The following is an 18,208-nucleotide window of genomic DNA, read 5'->3' on the forward strand; positions in this document are numbered from 1 at the left end:
AGATCTGGTCGCTCCCGGTCAACTCGCCCCGGTGGCCCACCCGGCCCCTTCGCGTGGCTGTAGCCCCGCGGACAGCCACCGGTTCTGCGGACAGCGGAAGGGGCGGGCACCTGCTACCGGTGCCCGCCCCTTCCTGACCGGGGATCAGCCCAGGGTGAGGGCCAGGTCGTCGAGCACGAAGGACGTCTGCAGCGAGGCGTCCTCGGTGCCGGTGAACTTCAGCGTGAAGGTCTGGCCCGCGAAGCTCGACAGGTCGACCGTGCGCTGGGTGTAGCCAGCGGCCTTGTTCACGTTGGAGTACGAGGCCACAGTGGACGAACCGGCCTGCACGGTCAGCTTGTCGTAGACCGTGGAACCGGTCTCCGCCGTGTCGATGTGCAGGTAGTACGTCAGCGTCGCCTTGCACCCGGCCGGGATGGTGACCGACTGGGCCACCGAGTCGGTGTGCGCCGCGCCGTAGCCGTTCAGCCACGCCGAGTAGGTGCCGCCGTGCGCGGGCTCGTTCTGGCTCGCGAACTGGCCGATGACGCCGGAGGTCTGGGTCCAGCCGGTGGCGCCGGACTCGAAGCCCGCGTTGGTCAGCTTCTGGCCGGAGCAGCCGCCGGTGGGCGGCGTGGTCGTGGTCGGCGGGGTGGTGGTGGTCGGGCTGGTGGGCGGCGTGGTGGTGCCGCCGGTGCAGGTCGGGTCAGCGGACTGCGCCGGGACGCTCACCGCGTCCCACGCGGCCTTGACGGTGTTGAACTCGGTGCAGCTGCCCGGGTACAGGTTCTTGGCCGCCTGCAGCGTCCAGGTCCGGTACTTGAGGTAGGAGCTGGACGAGGTCTTCATCAGCATCGCGTTGTACATGATCTTGATGGCGGCCTGGATGCCCAGCCCGGAGATCGAGCTGTTGTTGCAGGTCGGGCTGGTCGGCTTGCCGCCGCCGGGGTTGTTGCCCTCGGCGAGCAGGTAGAACCAGTGGTTGCCGGGACCGGCCGCGGCGTGCACCTCGCCACCGGGGACGCTGCTGGAGTAGCAGTTGGCGTTGTTGTTGACCAGCGACGGGTTGTACATGTTGCGGATCGGGCCGCTGCCGACCAGGTTGATCTCCTCGCCGACCAGGTAGTCCGGCGGGTCGTACTGGCTGGCCTCGTTGGCGAAGGCCTCGGTGGCCGCGCCGAAGGTGTCGGCGACGAACTCCTGGGTACCCGCCTGCGAGATGCCACCGGGGGTGTGGTCGTCGACGCCGTGGCCCATCTCGTGGCCGACCACGTCGAGCGAGCTGATCCAGCCGTTGGACTGGTTGTGCCCGATCTGGACCTGGCTGCCGTCGTAGAAGGCGTTGAGGTCGTCGAGGCCGACCTTGATCGGCCACGCGCCGCCGCTGCCGTCCATGCCGTTGCGGCCCAGCCACTGGGTGAGCATCTTGCGCTCGGTCTCGGCGGCGAACAGCGCGTCCACGCAGCCGGTCTCCCGGTTGGTGGCCTGGCCGTTGCCCCAGGAGTCCGAGGTCTTGCTGAACGGGCTGGAGGCGCTGATGTCCTGGCAGGACAGGTTGGTGGTGTTCGGGTCGCGCATGACGTAGTTGCTGCCCGAGTGCGTGGTGTCGATGGTGACCGGGCCGCTGTAGGCGGAGCTGCCGCTGCCGTTGGCGACGTGCTCCTGGGTGCGCAGGACCTTGCCGTCGGTGGCGTCGACGTAGACGCTCAACCGGCTCGGCTCGCCCTTGGCGGTGGTGCCGGTGACGGTCGACTCCCAGGCCAGCCTCGCGGTGCCGAGCGACACCACGACCAGCCTGCTCGCCTCGGTGCCGGTCACGGTCTTGAGCTGGGCGCGCGCGGTGGTCTCCGCCTGCTCCCTGGTGAGCTTCGCGGTGGTACCGAGGCCCTGGATGGTCTGCTCCTGGGCCACCGAGGTGTACTTCACCGACCCGGCGTTGTCGGTCACGACCACGAAGTCGCCGCCGACGACCGGCAGGCCCTTGTAGGTGCGGTCGTAGGAGACGTACTGGTTGCTGCCCGCGGAGTACACCTTGCGCTGGACGAACGTGTCGTCGGCCGAGGCGTGCAGTGCGGCAGGCCGGGACTCGACGAGCGAGGCGGCCGCGTGGGCGGCGGTGTCCTGGGCGACCTGCGCCGACTGGGCGGTGCTGGCCTGGGTGTTCGACGTCGCCGCTACGGCGCTGCCGATCACCACCAGACCGGACACCAGCGCCCCGCCGACGGCGAGCAGGCGATGACTGGGCTTCATGGGGGTGTGGCTCCTTTCCCGGCCGCTACCACGCGCACCGGAAAATGCAGGGAATGCGCTTGGCGAGCGCACCTGAATCCGGTCGGCACCTCGGTCGAGTGTGGCCCCTCGCCGCTCTCCCGCCGCCTTTCCGGACGAACTGACGTTAACTCCGGTTCACTTCACGCGGAACGCCAAGATATTCACACAGGGCAAGTGTTAACGCGTCAATCCGGACGCCGGTGCGCAGAAAGGGCGGAGCGCGTGCCCGATTTCTCCGAAAGACGCGGGAAATGGTGTTCATCGGAAATGGCGGGGAAAGGCGCTCTGCGGTGAAGGTGCCGCGCGGGGCGGTTCCGGTTGTGCGGGCGGCGCCGACCGGGAAGGCTCTGGCGCCATGGGCACCGGTGCAGCCAGCGGGTCGGACGCGGCGGAGCTGCTCGGCGCCCTCGAACCTGTGCTGCAGCCGCTCGACGCCGCCGAGGACGTGGTGGCCGCGGCGGTGCGGATGCTCGGCGAGTACCTCGGTGTCGACCGGTGCGCCTACGCCAGGGCGGAGGCCGACGAGGACCACTTCGTGATGAGCGGCGACCACTCGACGGGCCTGCCGCCGTTACCCGGGCGGTTCGCCATGTCGGCCTTCGGCGCGGGCGCGCTGACCGCCATGCGGGGCGGGGAGCCGTGGGTGGTGGTCGACAGCGCGACCGACGAGCGGTTGGTGCCCGCCGACCTCGACGCGTACCGGGTCACCGGAATCCGCGCGGTCATATGCTTCCCGTTGCACAAAGCGGGTCGATTCGTCGCGGCGATGGCGGTGCACCAGGCCGTTCCGAGGGTGTGGACGCGCGAAGAGATCGAGACCGTTGGCGTCGTGGTCGCGCGGTGTTGGGAATCGCTGCAACGCGTCCACGCGGGTCAAGCGTTAAGAGAAGGCGAACAGCGCTATCGGATGCTGTTCGAGCGGGCTACCGATGGCGTGTGGATCGTCGACCACCAGTTGCGGTACGTGGAGGTCAACCCCGCCGGGTGCGCGTTGTTCGGGGCTACGCGGGAGCAGATCCTCGGCCGGACGGTGCGCGATTTCCTCGCCGAGTACGAGTTGGACCGGCTGGCCGCGCTGCAGCACCGGCTCGCGCAGGGCGAGGTGACCACCGAGGTGTGGGACGTGCGCCGCGGCGACGGCGAGATGATCGCGCTGGAACTGGCCGCGCAGGTGACGCCGACCGGGATGCAGGCCATCGGCCGCGACGTCACGGCGCGCAGGCGGGCCGAGGCGGAACGCGAGCTGCTGCTGCGCCGCGAGCACGAGATCGCCGAGGCGCTGCAGCGCAGCCTGCTCCCGCGCGAACTCCCGCGCCTGGCCCGGCTGGCCACGGCCGCCCGCTACCTACCCGCCGCCAGGTACGCCCAGGCAGGCGGCGACTGGTACGAGGTGCTGCCGCTGACCGACACCGTGGTCGCCCTCTCCGTCGGTGACGTCGTCGGCAAGGGACCGACCGCCGCCGCCGTGATGGGCCAGCTGCGCAGCGCCCTCGCCGGGTACCTGCTCGACGGGCACACCCCCGCGGCGGCGCTGGAACGGCTCGACGCCTTCGTCGCCCGCACACCCGGCGCGATGGGGTCCACCTGCGCATGCCTGACGTTCGACTACGCGACGGGGCGGCTGTGCTGGTCGCTGGCCGGTCACCCGCCGCCGCTGGTCGTCGACGGGGAGCCGCGGTACCTGACTGGGGCCGCGGGGGCGGTGCTGGGGGTCGCGGGGCGGACGCCGTACCGGGAGGCGGAGGCGGTCCTCGCGCCGGGGACATCGGTGCTGCTCTACACCGACGGCCTGGTGGAACGACCGGGCGTGGTGATCGACGAGGGGCTCTCGCGGCTCGCGGACGTCGCTGGCGCGGCCGCTGACCTGGCACCGGACGACCTGGCCAGCCGGATCACGACAACGATGCTCGACGGCTGGCACGGCGACGACGTCGCCTTGGTCGTGGCCCGGTTCATCCCACCACCCCTGCGGGAGCGCGACGTGCCCGCGACGATCGCCCGCCTCGGGTGGCTGCGGGGCGCGGTGGACCGGTGGGCCCAGACGGCAGGGCTGTCGCTGGTGCTGCGCAACGACTTGCACCTAGCCCTGGGGGAGGCGGCGGCCAACGCGGTGGAACACGCGTACCCGTCAGGGGAGGGGACCTTCGACTTCGCCGTCACCCGCACCCCGGACGGCGCGGTGGAGGTGGAGGTCCGCGACCGAGGCCGCTGGCGTCCCGAGCCCGACAACAACGACCACCGAGGCCGCAGCGTCGACATGATCTACGAACTCGCCGAGGCCGTGTCCTACACACAGGGTCCTACTGGGACTACCGTCGGTTTCCGCATCACCGGCACGGCACCGTCCCCGGAACTACCGGTCGGCGTGCCGACTCTGTCCGCCATCCGCCTCACAGGCGCGATCGACCTGGCAGGCGCGGCATCCCTGCGTGAGTCGCTTCTCGCCGAGGCCGCCCACGGCCCCCTGACCCTCGACCTGTCCGCTGTGGACTACCTGAGCAGCTCCGGCGTGGCCCTGCTCCTGGAGATCGCCTCGGTGAGCCCGGTAACGGTGTTCGTCGCCCCAGCCAGCGCCCCCGCCCGCATCCTGGCCTTGTCCGGCCTGTCGACGGCCCTGACCATCCGAGCCATTCGCTAGCGGCGGGTTGGTTGGCGTTCCGGCCGTTCGTCGGAGGGCTCTAGTCGCGTAGCTGTCGGTCCCGGTCAGTGTGCGAGGGCGCGGTGGCGGGCGGTCCAGAGGGCGGTGATCAGGCCCAGGGCGGCGTAGGTGGCGATGGCGAGGGGGATGGTCGCCGGGTGGTCGCGGGTGGTGAGGGTGCCGACGAGGACCGGGTGGATGACGTTGCCGAGCATGCTGCTGGTGAGGAGGGCGGATCCGGCCAGGTGGGCGTGCGGGGTGAGGCGGGCGAGCCAGACCAGGGCCGTGGGGATGATCGGGGCCAGGCCGAGTCCCGCCAGGGCGTAGCCGACGGCGGCGAGCGCGGGGTTGGTCGCCACGAGCAGGCCCGCGGTGGCGACGGCGAACGACACGGGCACGATCACCTCGGGTCGGCGCGCGACCAGCGGCACCAGGACCCGCCCGACCGCCAAGCCCGCCCAGAACAGGGCCGTCATCCTGGCTGCGGTGTCCGGCGCGGTCCCGGTCCACGTCAGGTGCGTGCTCACCCACGCCCCCGCCGAGGTCTCGACGCCCGCGTACAGGAACCCGATCACCGCGAACGGCGCGATCAGCACCACCGTCGCCCGGTCCACCGGCGGCGTCGGCGCGTGCACGCCGAGTGGCCCCGCGACCACGGGCAGTGCCACCAGGGCCGTCCCGGCGATCGACAGCAGCACCACCGGCAGGTCGGTCGCCGCCACCAGCAACGGAGCCGCGATCGCGCCGACCCCGAACATGGCGTTGGCCAGGTTGACCAGGACCACACCGCGCGGACCGGAGGCGTACGCGGTGTTGAGCAGCAGCACCGCGCCACCGAAGCCCACCCCGGCCACCACCGCGCTGACCAGCAAAGATCCCCACGTCGGAGCCAGCGCTGCCGCGACCAAACCCCCGCACAGCGCGATCAACGACCCCGCCAGCACCGGGCGTGGTCGCAGCCGCCGCGACAGCAGCCCGCAGCCCAGGATCGCCACCAGCGCGCCCAGGTTGTAGGCGCTGATGACCTCCTCGCCGCCGATGGGCCCCAGGCCGTACTCGACGCGCAACCACGGCAGGGCCGCTCCCCACGCCGCGGCCGAGGCGCCGAGAGCGAGGAAGGCCGCGAACCCGGACGGCAGGGTCCACAGTGGTCGCACCGGGCTCACTTCCCTTTTTGTCTCAGCACTGGATAAAATCGGACACGCCCTACCGTAGGCGAAGGAGACGCCGGTGCCCAGACCCGATCGACCGGCCAGGCCCACCGCGGTGGTCCGGCTGGTGCGGCTGCTGCACGACGCCGGACCGATGAACCGCGCCGAGGCCACCACCCGGCTCGGCCTCACCCGCACCGCCGTCGGCGACGCCGCCGCCTGGCTCACCGAGATAGGCGTCATCGCGGCCACCGCCGCCGCGCCGTCCGGTCGCGGCCGCCCGTCACCGCTGCTCGGGTTCGACGACCGGGGCCCGGTGGTCGCCGCGGTGCACCTGCGACCCCGGCGCGCGGACATCGCCGTCGTCGGTCTCGGCGCGACGGTGGTCAGCCGCTCCAGCGTCGCGCTGCCCGGGACGACCCCGCAGGCGGTGCTCAAGGCCCTGGCGGCGCGGGTCAGCACGGCGGTCAAGAGGTGCGAGCGCCCGCTGGTCGGGGTGGGCGTCGGCATCGCGGGCATGGTCCGCCCGGGCGGGCTGGTGCGCAACGCGGTGCACTTCGGGTGGGACGACGTGCCCGCGCGGGAGCTGCTCGAGCAGTCACTGCCCGACGAGGTGGACGTGCGGGTCGAGACCGACTCCGGGCTCACCGCGCTGGCCGAACACCGGCGCGGCGCGGGTCGCGGCCCTGGTCCCGTCCTGGTGCTGGTGTCGGAGGGCACGGGCATCGGGGGAGCGCTGGTCGGCGACGAGGTGCGGGTGCTGGAGCCGGGGCACTTGTCCATCGACCGCAAGGGTTTGCGCTGTCCGTGCGGGCAGCGCGGGTGCCTGGAGCTCTACGCCGACGGCCGGGCGATCGCGCGCAACGCCGGGGTCCCGCTCGACCACCTGCCGCACCTGCTCGCGCGCGCCGAGGCCGGAGCCGCGCGGGAGAGCCGCGCCGTGCTGACCGCCGCCGACCACCTCGGCACCGGCCTGGCGAACCTGGTCAACGTGCTGGTCCCGACCGGGGTCGTCCTCACCGGCCTCCTCGCCGACCTGCACCGCGTCGGCGGCGCCCGGATCCACGCGCAACTGGGCCACTCGGTGGTCGCCAGAGCGGACGAGGTCGCGGTGGCGGTCGGCCAAGTGCCCCAACCGGTCCTGGTCGGCGCGGCGGAACTGGCCTTCGAGGGCTACCTGGACCGGCCGTTCTGACCCCGCGTCCACAGTGGACTTCTGCCGCGCTCGTGGCGGATTTCCCCGATTGAGTCCCCGCGGCTCGTGGTACGTCCCTGATACCTCTCACCACCCGCCAACTCCCCGGAGTTCGCCATGCCCACCCTCCGCACGGCCCCCACCGCCACCCCGACCCGCCCCGCCCGCCCCATCGACGAAGCCGAGTACAACGACCTCTGCGCCTGCCGCTGCCACCGCCTCCCCGGCACCCACACCGCAGGCCAATGCACCCCACGCTGACCCTTCCGCCCTACCCTCTCTAGCGCCTCCTCGCCCAAACCTTTTCTCCTGCCCCTCAACCCTGACTCCTCCGCCCCGACGCCCTACCCCCTCCCGCCCGTGCGCCTTTGCGTGCCCTCGTGCCCACGCCTCCCCTCCCCGCGTGCCCTGCTGATCACGCCCCTACGCCGCAGCCTGCTGCCATAGGTGCTCACGTCTCCCTGAGCCGCCGCTGCCACCGTTCCGAGTGCCCTGCGCGCTCACGCCCCACGCGCTCTCTCACACGTGTCCAACGTGCCCCGCGCTCGTGCATCGCTCCTCCGTGCTCATAGCCACCCTGCGTCACCGCTAACCGCGCAACTGCCTTCGAGCGCCCCGCGCTCACGCCCAGTTGTCCTGCGCGCTCAGGTCTCCCTGCGCCATCGCCCCACACGCTGCCGCCTTCGCGTGCCTGCGCACTCATGCTTTCAGGCGTGCTCCCACGCATACGCCCCTTCGCACGCCTCGTGCCCACGCTCGCCACCCCGTACGCTCGTGTCCCCGTATGCCACCGCAACCGCGCGCTCACCCCTCGCGCGCCTCGCGCGCATGTGTGCGCGCCTAGTGCTCGCGCCCCCACGCCCCGCCGCTGCTAAGCGCTCACGTCCCCCTGCGCCGCTGCCACGCGTTACCGCCTTCGAAGTGCCCCCGCGCGCTGCTTCCTTCGCGTGCCCTGTGCGCTCACGCTTTTTCGCGCGCACCGCGCGCCCTACGCCCCTTTGTCGATCACACCCGAAAGCCCTTGCCGATCACCCGTGCACCTTCCCCACCCCTTGTCGATCACCCCGGAACCCGATCCGTGCCACCCACCACCTCCGCGAACCCTGCCACCTCCGCGACCAGCAGTTTCGTCGCCTGACCCCGCCCATAATCCATTCGGACGGGTGACAGAAGTTATCCACATGTGGATCACCGCGCCTCTGCTTTCAAGATCGACTGTCGGTGTGCCCCGGTAGACTGGCCCAGGGACGCCCCCCGGAGAGGGTGGGGGCTGGGCGGGGGAGGGACCGCGCGCGGGCGCGAAGCGGGGCGGTGGCGTAAGAGACGAAGCCGGTCAGGTGAGTGAGACCGGTTGTGGGGCTGCGTGGCGGTGGGGTTGGCAGGTGACGTGAGCGAGCTGGGCTGGGCCAGCGGGGCCTCGTGGCGCAAGGAGCCAGTAGTCGCGATGTGGCCGGTTATGTCTGTCGGGCGGGAGCGTGAGGGGGCTAGCGGAGGGCGTGGAGGGTTAGGTCGGCGAGCATGGCGGTGGCTACTAGGGCTAGGGCGATGCCGAAGGCGCGGCGGAGGGTGGTGGGGGAGAGGGCTGCGGAGAGGCGGCGGCCGTCCCAGGCGGCCAAGATTGCGGCGGCGGCGAAGGGGGCTATGACGGGCCAGTTCATGGGGGTTGGGGCGGTGGCGAGGCGGGTGCCGAGGGCTACCAGGGAGTTCACCGCGATCACCAGGAGGCTGGTGCCGATCGCCACTCGCATGCGGAGGCTCAAGGCGGTCACCAGGGTTGGTACCGCGAGGAATCCGCCGCCGACGCCGAGTAGGCCGGTGACCGCGCCGAGGCCCGCGCCCGCCCCAACAGCTCGCGCCGCGCGCACCGGAGCATCCACTGTGGACTCCGTGGGCTCGGTCCCCAGCAGGACGACCGAGGCCACACCGGCCAACAACGCGAACGCGGCGGTCAGCAGCCACGCGGGTACGTGTCCGGACAACACGGCCGCACCAGCCGACACCGGGACGCCCGCCCCCGCGAACAACAAACCGGTGCGCCAGCAGATGTCGCCCCCGCGCGCGTGTCTGCTCAGCGCGACCACGGACGTCACGCTCACGATCAACAGGCTCGCGGTAGCCGCCACCGACGGGGTCATGCCCAGCAGGTAGATCAGCGCGGGCACCGCCAACACGCCCCCACCGCCGCCCAGCGCGCCCATCGCGAGCCCGACGACACCCCCGGCCACCAACGCCATCACCATCATGCGCACCCCAACCCGAAAGCCCCACGAACCCGCGGAAGCGCCGTGACAGAGCGGTTCACGTGTGACTCGCCTGGCGGACCGGAAGACCCGCCTCAACCCACGCCGTGAACCCGCCGATCAGGTCCGCGACATCACTGAAACCGTGTGCTCGCAATGTAGAAGCCGCCACGGACGAGCGGTAGCCGCCCGCGCAGAACACAACCGTGGGGCGGTCGGCAGACAGTTCGCACAAGCGGGACAGCAGCTCCGGCAGCGGGATCAGCAACGCGCCCTCGATCGTCCCAGCCGCTTCCACCTCGCCCGGACCGCGCACGTCAATCAGCTGACGTTCAGCGGCCACCAGAGATAGCTCCTCGGGCGTAAGCCGAGTGGCGGCAACCACCGAAACCGGGCGGGTGAAGCCGGTAACCCGGTCAAAACCGATGCGGGCCAACCTGTTCCGGGACTCCACGGCCTGTTCCGGTTCGCACACCAGCACGATGTCGTCGTCCGCGCTGAGGACGGTCCCGGCGATCTCGGCGTAGCGGCCTGCCAGGCTCACGTTGATCGAGTTCGGTAAGTGACCCCTGGCGAACGCCGAAGGGTCGCGGGTGTCCAGCAGCACCAATCCGTGCGCAATGGACACTTCGGGCACCGGGTCGTGCTCGTCGAAGATAGGTCGTGCGGCGCGGTTTCGGTTTGCGGCGTAAGCGAAGTAGTTCGGCGCCGTCGGCTGTCCAGCGCACACCGCACGCACGAACTCACGTTCGGTCATCGGTGCCAGCGCGTAGTTGGTCCGCCGCTGCTCGCCGAGCGTCCCGGTGGTGGCTGTCGACAAGTTCTTGCCGCAAGCCGATCCCGCGCCATGACCGGGGAACACGCGGGTCTCATCCGGCAACGAGAGCAACCGCCGCGTCGACCGGTACAGCGAGATCGCCAGTTCGCGCGCCGTCCACCCGTTGGCGGACAACAGATCCGGCCTGCCGACATCACCCAGGAACAACGTGTCGCCAGTCAGCACACCGTAGGGCACCTCGTCGTCGGCGTGCTCGCGCACGACGAGGCAGATCGACTCCGGGGTGTGCCCCGGCGTGTGCAGCACCTCCAGGTCGACATCACCCAGCGAGATCCGCCTGCGGTCGACGAGGCGGTGCACCGGGAAGTCGACCTCCGCGGCGCTGCCGTACCCGATCACCGCGCCGGTCGCCTCGGCCAGTTCCAGGTGCCCGGACAGGAAGTCGGCGTGGACGTGCGTCTCCAGCACCCACTCGATCCGCAGCCCGTGCGCCTCGGCGTCGGCCAGGTAGGTGCCGATGTCGCGGCGGGGGTCGATCACGGCGGCCACCCCGCTCGACCGGTCACCGACCAAATAGGACGCCTGCGACAGGCAGGCGGTGTAGTACTGGGCGAACACCAGGTTGCGTGCCCCGGCCATCACGCCCGCCCCCGCAGCATCAGGTTCCAGTACAGGAAGGGCAATCCGTGGCGTTTGAGGTACCACATGTCGGCGCGCTCGCGGATCGTGTTGATCACCGGGATCGACGGGGTCGGCCGCATGGTGTAGTCGAACTCGGCGAGCAGCATCCGGCGGCGAGCGGTGGTCAACGGGCAGGACGCATACCCGCCGTAGCGCGCGGTCGGCTCCTGTCCATTTCGGACCGATAAGAGGTTCGCGACAACAACCGGCGCCTGCTTACGGATCGCCGCCCCGGTCTTGGAGTTCGGTGTGGACCCAGCATCCCCGAGTGCGAAGACCTCGGGGTGCCGGACGTGCCGCATGGTGTGCTTGTCGACTTCCACATACCCGTTCTCGCCCGCTAGCGGTCCCCCCTTGATCCAGTCCGGCGCGCTCTGCGGCGGCACGAGGTGGGCCATCGTGTAAGGCACCGTGGTGGTGCCGTTGATGACCACCTCGTCACCGCGCACCTCGGTGACCTCGCTGGAGAAGTGCACCGTGATCCCGTACCGGCGGACCACCCCGGCCAGCACCTCGGCGAACTCCGGCACCCCGAACAGCGTCGGCGTCGGCAGTACCAAGTGGACGTCGATGTCGCGCAACACGCCCTGCTCGCGCCAGTAGTCCGCCGCGAGGTAGGCGATCTTCTGCGGTGCCCCCGCGCACTTGATCGGACCGGACGGCATCGCGAACACAGCCGAGCCGCGCCGGGTGTCGCGGATCAACTCCCAGGTCCTGGGTGCGAGGTCCGCGCTGTAGTTGCTCGACGCCGTGCCCGCGAAGGACTCGGTCATGCCGGGGACCGCGTCCCAGTTCAGCTGGATGCCCGGGCAGACGACGAGCTGGTCGTAGTGCAGGTCGGTGCCGTCGTCGAGGCGAACGCGACGGGCATCCGGGTCGACCGCGACGGCCGACCGGCGCACCCAGGTCACGCCCTTGGGCATGACGGACGCCTGCGGCCGCGCGCTCTCCCGCAGCGGCGCCCGGCCCCCGCCCACCAGTGTCCACAGTGGCTGGTAGTGGTGTGTGTCGGCGGGGTCGACCACGGTCACGTCGCGCACTCCGGCCCGTAACAACCGCGCCGCCACGGTGATCCCGGCGGTCCCACCGCCCACGATCACGACCATCGTGCCTCCTCGTTGTCCGGACAGCCACGTTAAGGCGGTAGGCCTGCCGGACGAGAACAAAAGTAGGTACATTTGCGTGGTGGACCTCAGGTGGCAGCGCGTGCAGGACGACCTCGTGCGTCGGATGCGCGCGGGCGAGTTCGCCGAGTCCTTCCCCAGTGAGGCCGAGCTTGTCGCGGAATACCAGGTCAGCCGCACCACGGTCCGGCGCGCGCTGCAGCGGCTGCGTGCGGAGGGGCTGGTGACCGCCGAGCGGGGGCGGCGGCCCCGGGTGCGCGCGGAGCACGGCGTCGAGCAGCCGCTCGGCACCCTGTACAGCCTCAACGCGTCGGTCAAGACCGCCGGGCTCAGCCAGCGCAGCGTCGTGCGGCGGCTGGAGGTCCACGCCGACGGGGTGGTTGCCGACCACCTCGGCCTGGACGGGTCGATCCCGCTGGTCCACCTGGAGCGGCTGCGCCTGGCCGGGGACGAGCCGCTGGCCATCGACCGGGTGTGGCTCCCGGCGGAGCACGGGCGGGGGCTGCTCTCGGCCGACCTGACCCAGATCGGGGTGTACGCCGTGCTCGAGCGCACCGGGCTGCGGCTGGACCGGGCGCGCGAGAGCATCCGCGCGGTCGCGTTCTCGCCGCTGGAGAGCACCCTGCTCGGCTGCGGCGTCGGCCTGTCCATCCACCGCCTCAGCCACGCGCAGGGCCAGCCCATGGAGTGGCGCCACACCCTGGTCCGCGGCGACCGCTTCACCCTGACCGCCGCGTTCGGCGGCTGACGGGCGCGGCCGCGGGCGCGCATCATGGGGAGTCGGTCGGGGAACGGAGCCGGTGCGGTGGACGATGACCTGCTGGCGGAGTCGCACCTGGTCCGCGCGCTGGCCGTCGCCGACGCCCGTGCGGTGCTGGCGGACCTCGTCGACCTGTTCAGCCGCGGCGCGCAGTGGCACCGCGCCTTGGACGCCGCCTTCGAACTGCTCTCCGAAGTCCGCCGCCGTGGGGAACCGGCGGGGGAGACCTTGCTGCTGATCGGCGAGATCATGCTCCGCGCCAGCCGCTTCCCGGCCGCCGTGATCTACCTGGACCGCGCTGAACAGGCGCTGGGGTCACGGCTGGACCTGGCGGTCGCGCTGGCTCGGGCCCACCAGGGGATGGGGTCAGCCGGGCCCGCCCGCAGGCACCTGCACCGAGCCCTGGCGATGGCGGTGGACGTGGACGACGACGCGGCCGCTCACGTCCGCGCCCTGCTGCGCTCGACCGGGTGATCGCGGCTTGGTTGTCCACAGGTCTTGGCGAGTCGGAACCGGCCGATTGTGGGCTTGACCTGCGGCACCGCGCTGAGCAGCCCCCGAATCGAGCCTAGGTCGGGGAGTGCGGGGTGAACCAGGGTCGCTTCGGGGCTGTGGAGGGATTCCGGGTGATGTGGATGGACGCCGCGGGTGCTGTGGACAGGTCGGGGCGTTGTGGACAGTTGAGGTGGTTACTGCTTGGTGAACTGCCGGCTGGACGCGAACCGCTGGCACCCGCGGCCCGCCTGCCCGCGCGGCTGGGTAGCTCATCGTCAGCGGCGGTGAGCACCGCGCCGAGGGGTCCGCTGTTCACTGTGGACTGACTCCCGGCCATCGTGTCGACCGCGCGCCGCCATCGCCCCGGCGACCGAGTCGCAGGCCAGGGGTGGGATCAAGTTGTCTCAGCTTCAACAATGCAGCAGGCTCGACAGGAACCTACGGATGGAGACGCGGATGGCACTGCTGGACGACGGCGCGTGGCAGGGCAAGGTCTGGACCGGGGACTGGACGGTGGCCAGCGGTGGCACCTACACCGCCGTCGAGCCCGCCACCGGTGAGTCGCTCGGCGAGGTCGGCAAGGCCACGCCCGCCGACGTGCGCGAGGCGGCCGTCCGCGCGGTCTCGGCGCAACGGGCCTGGGCCGCCGCGCCGTACGAGTTGCGGGCCGCCGTGCTGCGCGGGGCCGGTGACCTGCTCACCCTGCACGCCGAGGAGATCAAGGACTGGCTCTCGCGCGAGTCCGGCGCCATCCGCCCGTTCGGCGAGTTCCAGGTCCACACCAGCGCCCAGGAGTGCTACGAGTCCGCCGCGCTGCCCTCGCACCCGTACGGCGAGCTCCTGCGCACCGGCGCGCCGCGGCTCTCGTTCGCCCGCAGGCTGCCCGCCGGGGTCGTCGGCGTGATCGCCCCGTTCAACGTGCCCACCATCCTGGCCATCCGCGCGGTCGCCCCCGCGCTGGCGCTGGGCAACGCCGTCATCCTCAAGCCCGACCCGCGCACCGCGATCTCCGGCGGCGCGATCTTCGCCAAGGTGTTCGCCGAGGCTGGGCTGCCCGAGGGCCTGCTCCAAGTGCTCCCCGGCGGTGCGGACGTCGGCGAGGCGCTGGTCACCGACCCCGCCGTGCGGGTCATCGCGTTCACCGGCTCGACCAGGGCGGGCCGCGCGGTCGGTGCCCTCGCCGGTCAGCACCTCAAGCGCGCGCACCTGGAGCTGGGCGGCAACTCCGCGCTCATCGTGCTGCCGGACGTCGACGTCACCGCTGCCGCGTCGGTCGGCGCTTGGGGCACCTTCACCCACTCCGGGCAGATCTGCATGGCCACCAGCAGGCACCTCGTGCACGAGTCGATCGCCGAGGAGTACACCGCCGTACTCGCGGAGAAGGTCGCTGGCCTGCCCGTCGGCGACCCGTTCCGCGAGCAGGTGGCGCTCGGGCCGCTGATCGACGCTGGTCAGCGCGACCGGGTGCACGGCTTGGTCACCGCCAGCACCGAGGGCGGCGCCACGGTTCGCACCGGCGGCACCTTCGACGGCCTGTTCTACCGCCCGACCGTGCTCGGTGACGTGCCGGTCGACGTGCCCGCCTACCAGGAGGAGATCTTCGGCCCGGTCGCGCCGGTCACCGCGTTCTCCTCCGTCGACGAGGTCGCCGCGCTGGCCGCCGACTCCAGCTACGGGCTGTCGCTGGGCATCCTGACCCGCGACGTCACCGCCGGGCTCGACCTCGCGGGCCGCATCCCCTCCGGTCTGGTCCACATCAACGACCAGACGGTGAACGACGAGGCCACGGCACCCTTCGGCGGGGTCGGCGCGTCCGGCACCGGCTCCCGGCACGGTGGCGCGCAGGCCAACATCGAGGCGTTCACCGAGACCCAGTGGGTCACCCTGCGCGGCGATCTCCCGCGGTACCCGTTCTGACCCCGCCCGCCGCCGGTGACCGGAAGCCAGTTGTGGAGGAATGGTGATGGCGTGCGGAGGGTCTGTGCCGACCCGCCCGCACGCCGGATCCCGCGCCGTATCCTCCGATCGCTGATTTCCGAGTCACGGGGGGCACCGGTCCATGGCCGACATCAAGGTTCTCGAGGCGCAGCAGTGGGTCAACGCGACCTATGGAGCCGTACCGGGGTACGTCCGCTGCCCCGAGGACGGCCGCTCGGCGTGGAGCACGATGTTCTCCCTCACCCGTGCGCTGCAACGGGAACTCGGCATCACCGCGCTCTCCGACAGCTTCGGCCCGACCACGCTGTCGCTGCTGGGGCAACGCGGCAACGTCGGCCCCGGTTACACCAACGCGAACATCGTGCGGATCGTGCAGCACGCCTTGTACTGCAAGGGGTACTGGGGCGGTACCACCAACGGTGTGTACGGTCAGCAGACCATCGCCGCCGTCACGCAGCTCAAGTCGGACATGGGCCTGGGCGGCGACGGGACCGTGCCGCCCAAGGTGTTCAAGGCGCTGCTCACCATGGACGCCTACGTGCTGCTCTCCGGCGGCGACGAGCAGGTGCGGTCGATCCAGAAGTGGCTCAACAGCCGGTACCTGGCCAAGTCGACGTTCTTCGTCATCCCCTGCGACGGGCACTTCTCGCGCGACGTGCAGAAGGCGCTGATGCGGGCGCTGCAGTACGAGTTCGGCATCCCAGAGGACCAGGCGACCGGCAACTTCGGGCCCGCCACACAGGACGGTCTGCGCGCGCACCCGGTGTCGCTGGGCAAGTCCGGGGTGTTCGTCCAGCTCTTCAGCGCCGCCTGCGTGTTCAACGGCCCGGTGCCCGACGACACCATCCCCGGCAACAACTCGCTGCCGGTGCGGGCGGTGTTCAAGTCCACCTTCGACGCCGACCTGAAGCGGTTCGTCGAGTTCTTCCAACGCTTCTCGGCCCTGCCCGCCACCGGGTACGGCGACTACCCGACCTGGGCGCAGCTGCTGGTCTCCAGCGGTGACCCCGACCGGCCCGCCACCGCGTGCGACACCCGGTTCCACATCAGCGTGACCCGCGCCCAGGCGCTGCGGGCCGCCGGGTACACCGTCGTCGGCCGCTACCTCGACGAGGACGCGACCAGCACGCTGGACAAGGAGTTGCAGCCGGGCGAGCTCGACGCGATCTTCGCCGGTGGGCTGCGGGTCTTCCCGATCTCGCAGTACAACTCCCGGCTGCTCGGCGACTTCACCTACGACCAGGGGTACCAGCACGCGTTGCGCGCGCACACCAGGGCGGCGGGGTACGGCTTCAACCGCGGCGCGGTGATCTACTTCGCGGTCGACTACGACGCCACCGACGAGCAGATCGACAGCAACATCCTGCCGTACTTCCGCGGTGTGCAGGCGGGTCTGGCCAGCCAGGGCAAGTGGTACATCGCCGGGGTGTACGGGTCGCGCAACGTGTGCTCGCGGGTCACCGACGAGGCGTACGCGCGGTTCTCCTTCGTCTCCGGCATGTCCTGGGGATTCTCGGGAAACCTGGGGTTCCCGCTGCCCGCGAACTGGTCGTTCAACCAGATCAAGGAGTTCTCGTTCGTCTCCGGGTCCGACCGGTTCGACCTGGACCGCGTCGTGCACCGCGCGGGGAGCGACCCGGGTGTTGGGCCGGAGGGGGTTGGCGGGCAGCAGTCCCCTGTGGATGCTTACCTCAAGTACGTCGACGACCTCTATGCGACGGCGGTCCGGTACGGCAAGGGTGATCCGAACTTGCGGGTCGCGGAGTACCTGCGGTATCCCACCTATGTGGACCTCTACTCCGGTTGGCAGAACCTGATTGGGGACGTCGATCGCGACTGGATCGCTTACGCGGCAGCCAATGGCCCGGCGCGGGTGGTCCGCTATGCCGATCCTGGGTATGGAGTGGACATCGGCGCTGACCACTTTGGAGCGACGGTCAACGCCGTTCTGCTTCGGGGGGCGGGAACCGGCGAGGTCGCGGACCGGGGCGATTTCGGTGGGTGGGGCGGGGATCTGGCCACGTTCTACGGCGAGTGGCGGGCCAACGGCACCGAGTACGCCTCCGGGTACGCCTTCTGCTCGGAGCGGCTCGCCAAGATCAACGTGTGCTCGTCGTTCCCGTTCGGCGACCTGATCGAGGACGTCGACGGCTACCTGGTCGGCCGGGCGGTGCTGGCCGGGACGCCGATCAACACGGCCGTGCGCCAACACCTGACCGTTGGTTGCCTGACCCGGTTCCGCCGCTTCCTTGACCTGCGCCACGGCGGCCGCGCCGAGCACGTCGTCGCCACCGCCCGCAACCTGCTCGGCAACGCGGGCGACACCGAACTCGCCGCCCTGCGCACCGCCGCGATCAAGAAGACCGGCGGCTGGGACGCGCTGCTGCCCGGCCACATGCCCGACAGCAAGCTCACCCCGTTCCTCCAGGGCTACGCCGACACCCTGCTCGGCCTGGTCAACCAGGAGCGGTCGCGCTTGGCCCGGCTCGGCTGATGGACCTGCCCGGCGCCATCATCACCGCCGTCCCGCTCCTCACCTTCGTCGCCCTGTTCGGGATCGCGGTCCACCGGGCGATCCGCCGCATGCCCCGGTCGGTCCGGCCGTGGGTGGCGGCGTGCGTGATCACCACGTCCCTGACCGTGGCGACGTACGGCTGGGGGGCGGTCCACCTCTACACGCCGGACATCGCCGAGACCTGCGCCACGACGTACCGCATCGCTTGGGACGCCCGGTTCGGGGCGACCAGCCTGCTGCCGTTGAGCAGGCGGTGCGCGGCTGGGGTGGACCTGGTGCCCGCGTACGTGAACCCGGCGCTGGGGGGACTCGCGGTGGCGGTGGTGGCCTCGGTCGGGATGGTGGTGTGGGCGTGGGCTCGGCTGCCCGGACGTGCTGTGCGGGTGTGAGCCGGCTTGGATGCTTGGGCGTGGCCGGTCGGGTGCCGGTCGCGTGGACGGATG

General features: G+C 71.2%; 13 protein-coding genes. 8 read left to right on the forward strand and 5 right to left on the reverse strand.

Features of this window, described 5'->3' with window-relative positions; all coding sequences use genetic code 11:
* Positions 1-144: 144 nt before the first annotated feature.
* Positions 145-2,229, reverse strand: a complete 2,085-nt coding sequence (locus LV79_RS12725) for a M4 family metallopeptidase (protein WP_253835329.1) — start codon at positions 2,227-2,229, stop codon at positions 145-147.
* 376 nt (positions 2,230-2,605) lie between these two features.
* Between LV79_RS12725 and LV79_RS12730 the strand changes: the two genes are divergently transcribed.
* Positions 2,606-4,888, forward strand: coding sequence for a SpoIIE family protein phosphatase (locus LV79_RS12730; protein WP_253835331.1), 2,283 nt, complete (start codon positions 2,606-2,608; stop codon positions 4,886-4,888).
* A gap of 65 nt (positions 4,889-4,953) precedes the next feature.
* On the opposite strand, the gene LV79_RS12735 is transcribed toward LV79_RS12730, so the two are convergent.
* The gene (locus LV79_RS12735) at positions 4,954-6,045 is read right to left on the reverse strand and encodes an MFS transporter (RefSeq protein WP_253835333.1); all 1,092 of its coding nucleotides are present in this window, start codon (positions 6,043-6,045) and stop codon (positions 4,954-4,956) included.
* A gap of 73 nt (positions 6,046-6,118) precedes the next feature.
* Here LV79_RS12735 and LV79_RS12740 point away from each other — a divergent pair, with 73 nt between their 5' ends.
* Positions 6,119-7,234 carry an ROK family protein gene (locus tag LV79_RS12740; RefSeq protein WP_253835335.1) on the forward strand — a complete coding sequence of 372 codons (1,116 nt, stop codon included), beginning with the start codon at positions 6,119-6,121 and terminating at the stop codon, positions 7,232-7,234.
* Between the two features lie 117 nt (positions 7,235-7,351).
* On the forward strand, positions 7,352-7,495 hold the full coding sequence (locus LV79_RS12745) for a hypothetical protein (protein WP_253835337.1): 144 nt from the start codon (positions 7,352-7,354) through the stop codon (positions 7,493-7,495).
* A gap of 1,223 nt (positions 7,496-8,718) precedes the next feature.
* Here LV79_RS12745 and LV79_RS12750 read toward each other — a convergent pair.
* Genes LV79_RS12750 through LV79_RS12760 form a run of 3 tightly spaced genes read right to left on the reverse strand, consistent with a single transcriptional unit; the run spans position 8,719 to position 12,039 of the window.
* Entirely contained in the window at positions 8,719-9,474 is a 756-nt protein-coding gene (locus LV79_RS12750) for a sulfite exporter TauE/SafE family protein (RefSeq protein WP_253835339.1), read from the reverse strand.
* Positions 9,475-9,532: 58 nt separating this feature from the next.
* The gene (locus LV79_RS12755) at positions 9,533-10,891 is read right to left on the reverse strand and encodes an MBL fold metallo-hydrolase (RefSeq protein ID WP_253835341.1); all 1,359 of its coding nucleotides are present in this window, start codon (positions 10,889-10,891) and stop codon (positions 9,533-9,535) included.
* A complete protein-coding gene (locus LV79_RS12760) occupies positions 10,891-12,039 on the reverse strand; it encodes an NAD(P)/FAD-dependent oxidoreductase (RefSeq protein ID WP_253835342.1) in 1,149 nt (382 codons plus the stop codon). The genes LV79_RS12755 and LV79_RS12760 overlap by 1 nt, the downstream gene beginning before the upstream one ends.
* A 79-nt stretch (positions 12,040-12,118) precedes the next feature.
* Here LV79_RS12760 and LV79_RS12765 point away from each other — a divergent pair, with 79 nt between their 5' ends.
* The 5 genes from LV79_RS12765 (at position 12,119) to LV79_RS33815 (ending at position 18,154) form a co-directional block, all read left to right on the forward strand.
* A complete protein-coding gene (locus LV79_RS12765) occupies positions 12,119-12,805 on the forward strand; it encodes a GntR family transcriptional regulator (protein WP_253835343.1) in 687 nt (228 codons plus the stop codon).
* A 57-nt stretch (positions 12,806-12,862) separates the two neighbouring features.
* A complete protein-coding gene (locus tag LV79_RS12770; RefSeq protein WP_253835344.1) occupies positions 12,863-13,291 on the forward strand; it encodes a hypothetical protein in 429 nt (142 codons plus the stop codon).
* Positions 13,292-13,768: 477 nt separating this feature from the next.
* Positions 13,769-15,229, forward strand: a complete 1,461-nt coding sequence (locus tag LV79_RS12775) for a benzaldehyde dehydrogenase (RefSeq protein WP_253835345.1) — start codon at positions 13,769-13,771, stop codon at positions 15,227-15,229.
* A gap of 142 nt (positions 15,230-15,371) precedes the next feature.
* Positions 15,372-17,744, forward strand: a complete 2,373-nt coding sequence (locus tag LV79_RS12780; protein WP_253835346.1) for a glycoside hydrolase domain-containing protein — start codon at positions 15,372-15,374, stop codon at positions 17,742-17,744.
* Complete coding sequence (locus LV79_RS33815) at positions 17,744-18,154, forward strand: hypothetical protein (protein ID WP_285469946.1); 411 nt, start codon at positions 17,744-17,746, stop codon at positions 18,152-18,154. The genes LV79_RS12780 and LV79_RS33815 overlap by 1 nt, the downstream gene beginning before the upstream one ends.
* Positions 18,155-18,208 lie beyond the last annotated feature (54 nt).

Origin of the sequence: Actinokineospora globicatena, from assembly GCF_024171945.1 — a bacterium.
GTDB classification, from domain to species: domain Bacteria; phylum Actinomycetota; class Actinomycetes; order Mycobacteriales; family Pseudonocardiaceae; genus Actinokineospora; species Actinokineospora globicatena.

What these genes read in the sequence shown, in the direction of transcription:
- LV79_RS12725 (WP_253835329.1), bottom strand. Translation starts at nt 2,229, where the DNA reads ATGAAGCCCAGTCATCGCCTGCTCGCCGTCGGCGGGGCGCTGGTGTCC.
- LV79_RS12730 (WP_253835331.1), top strand. Translation starts at nt 2,606, where the DNA reads ATGGGCACCGGTGCAGCCAGCGGGTCGGACGCGGCGGAGCTGCTCGGC.
- LV79_RS12745 (WP_253835337.1), top strand. Translation starts at nt 7,352, where the DNA reads ATGCCCACCCTCCGCACGGCCCCCACCGCCACCCCGACCCGCCCCGCC.
- LV79_RS12750 (WP_253835339.1), bottom strand. Translation starts at nt 9,474, where the DNA reads ATGGTGATGGCGTTGGTGGCCGGGGGTGTCGTCGGGCTCGCGATGGGC.
- LV79_RS12755 (WP_253835341.1), bottom strand. Translation starts at nt 10,891, where the DNA reads ATGGCCGGGGCACGCAACCTGGTGTTCGCCCAGTACTACACCGCCTGC.
- LV79_RS12760 (WP_253835342.1), bottom strand. Translation starts at nt 12,039, where the DNA reads ATGGTCGTGATCGTGGGCGGTGGGACCGCCGGGATCACCGTGGCGGCG.
- LV79_RS12775 (WP_253835345.1), top strand. Translation starts at nt 13,769, where the DNA reads ATGGCACTGCTGGACGACGGCGCGTGGCAGGGCAAGGTCTGGACCGGG.
- LV79_RS12780 (WP_253835346.1), top strand. Translation starts at nt 15,372, where the DNA reads ATGGCCGACATCAAGGTTCTCGAGGCGCAGCAGTGGGTCAACGCGACC.
- LV79_RS33815 (WP_285469946.1), top strand. Translation starts at nt 17,744, where the DNA reads ATGGACCTGCCCGGCGCCATCATCACCGCCGTCCCGCTCCTCACCTTC.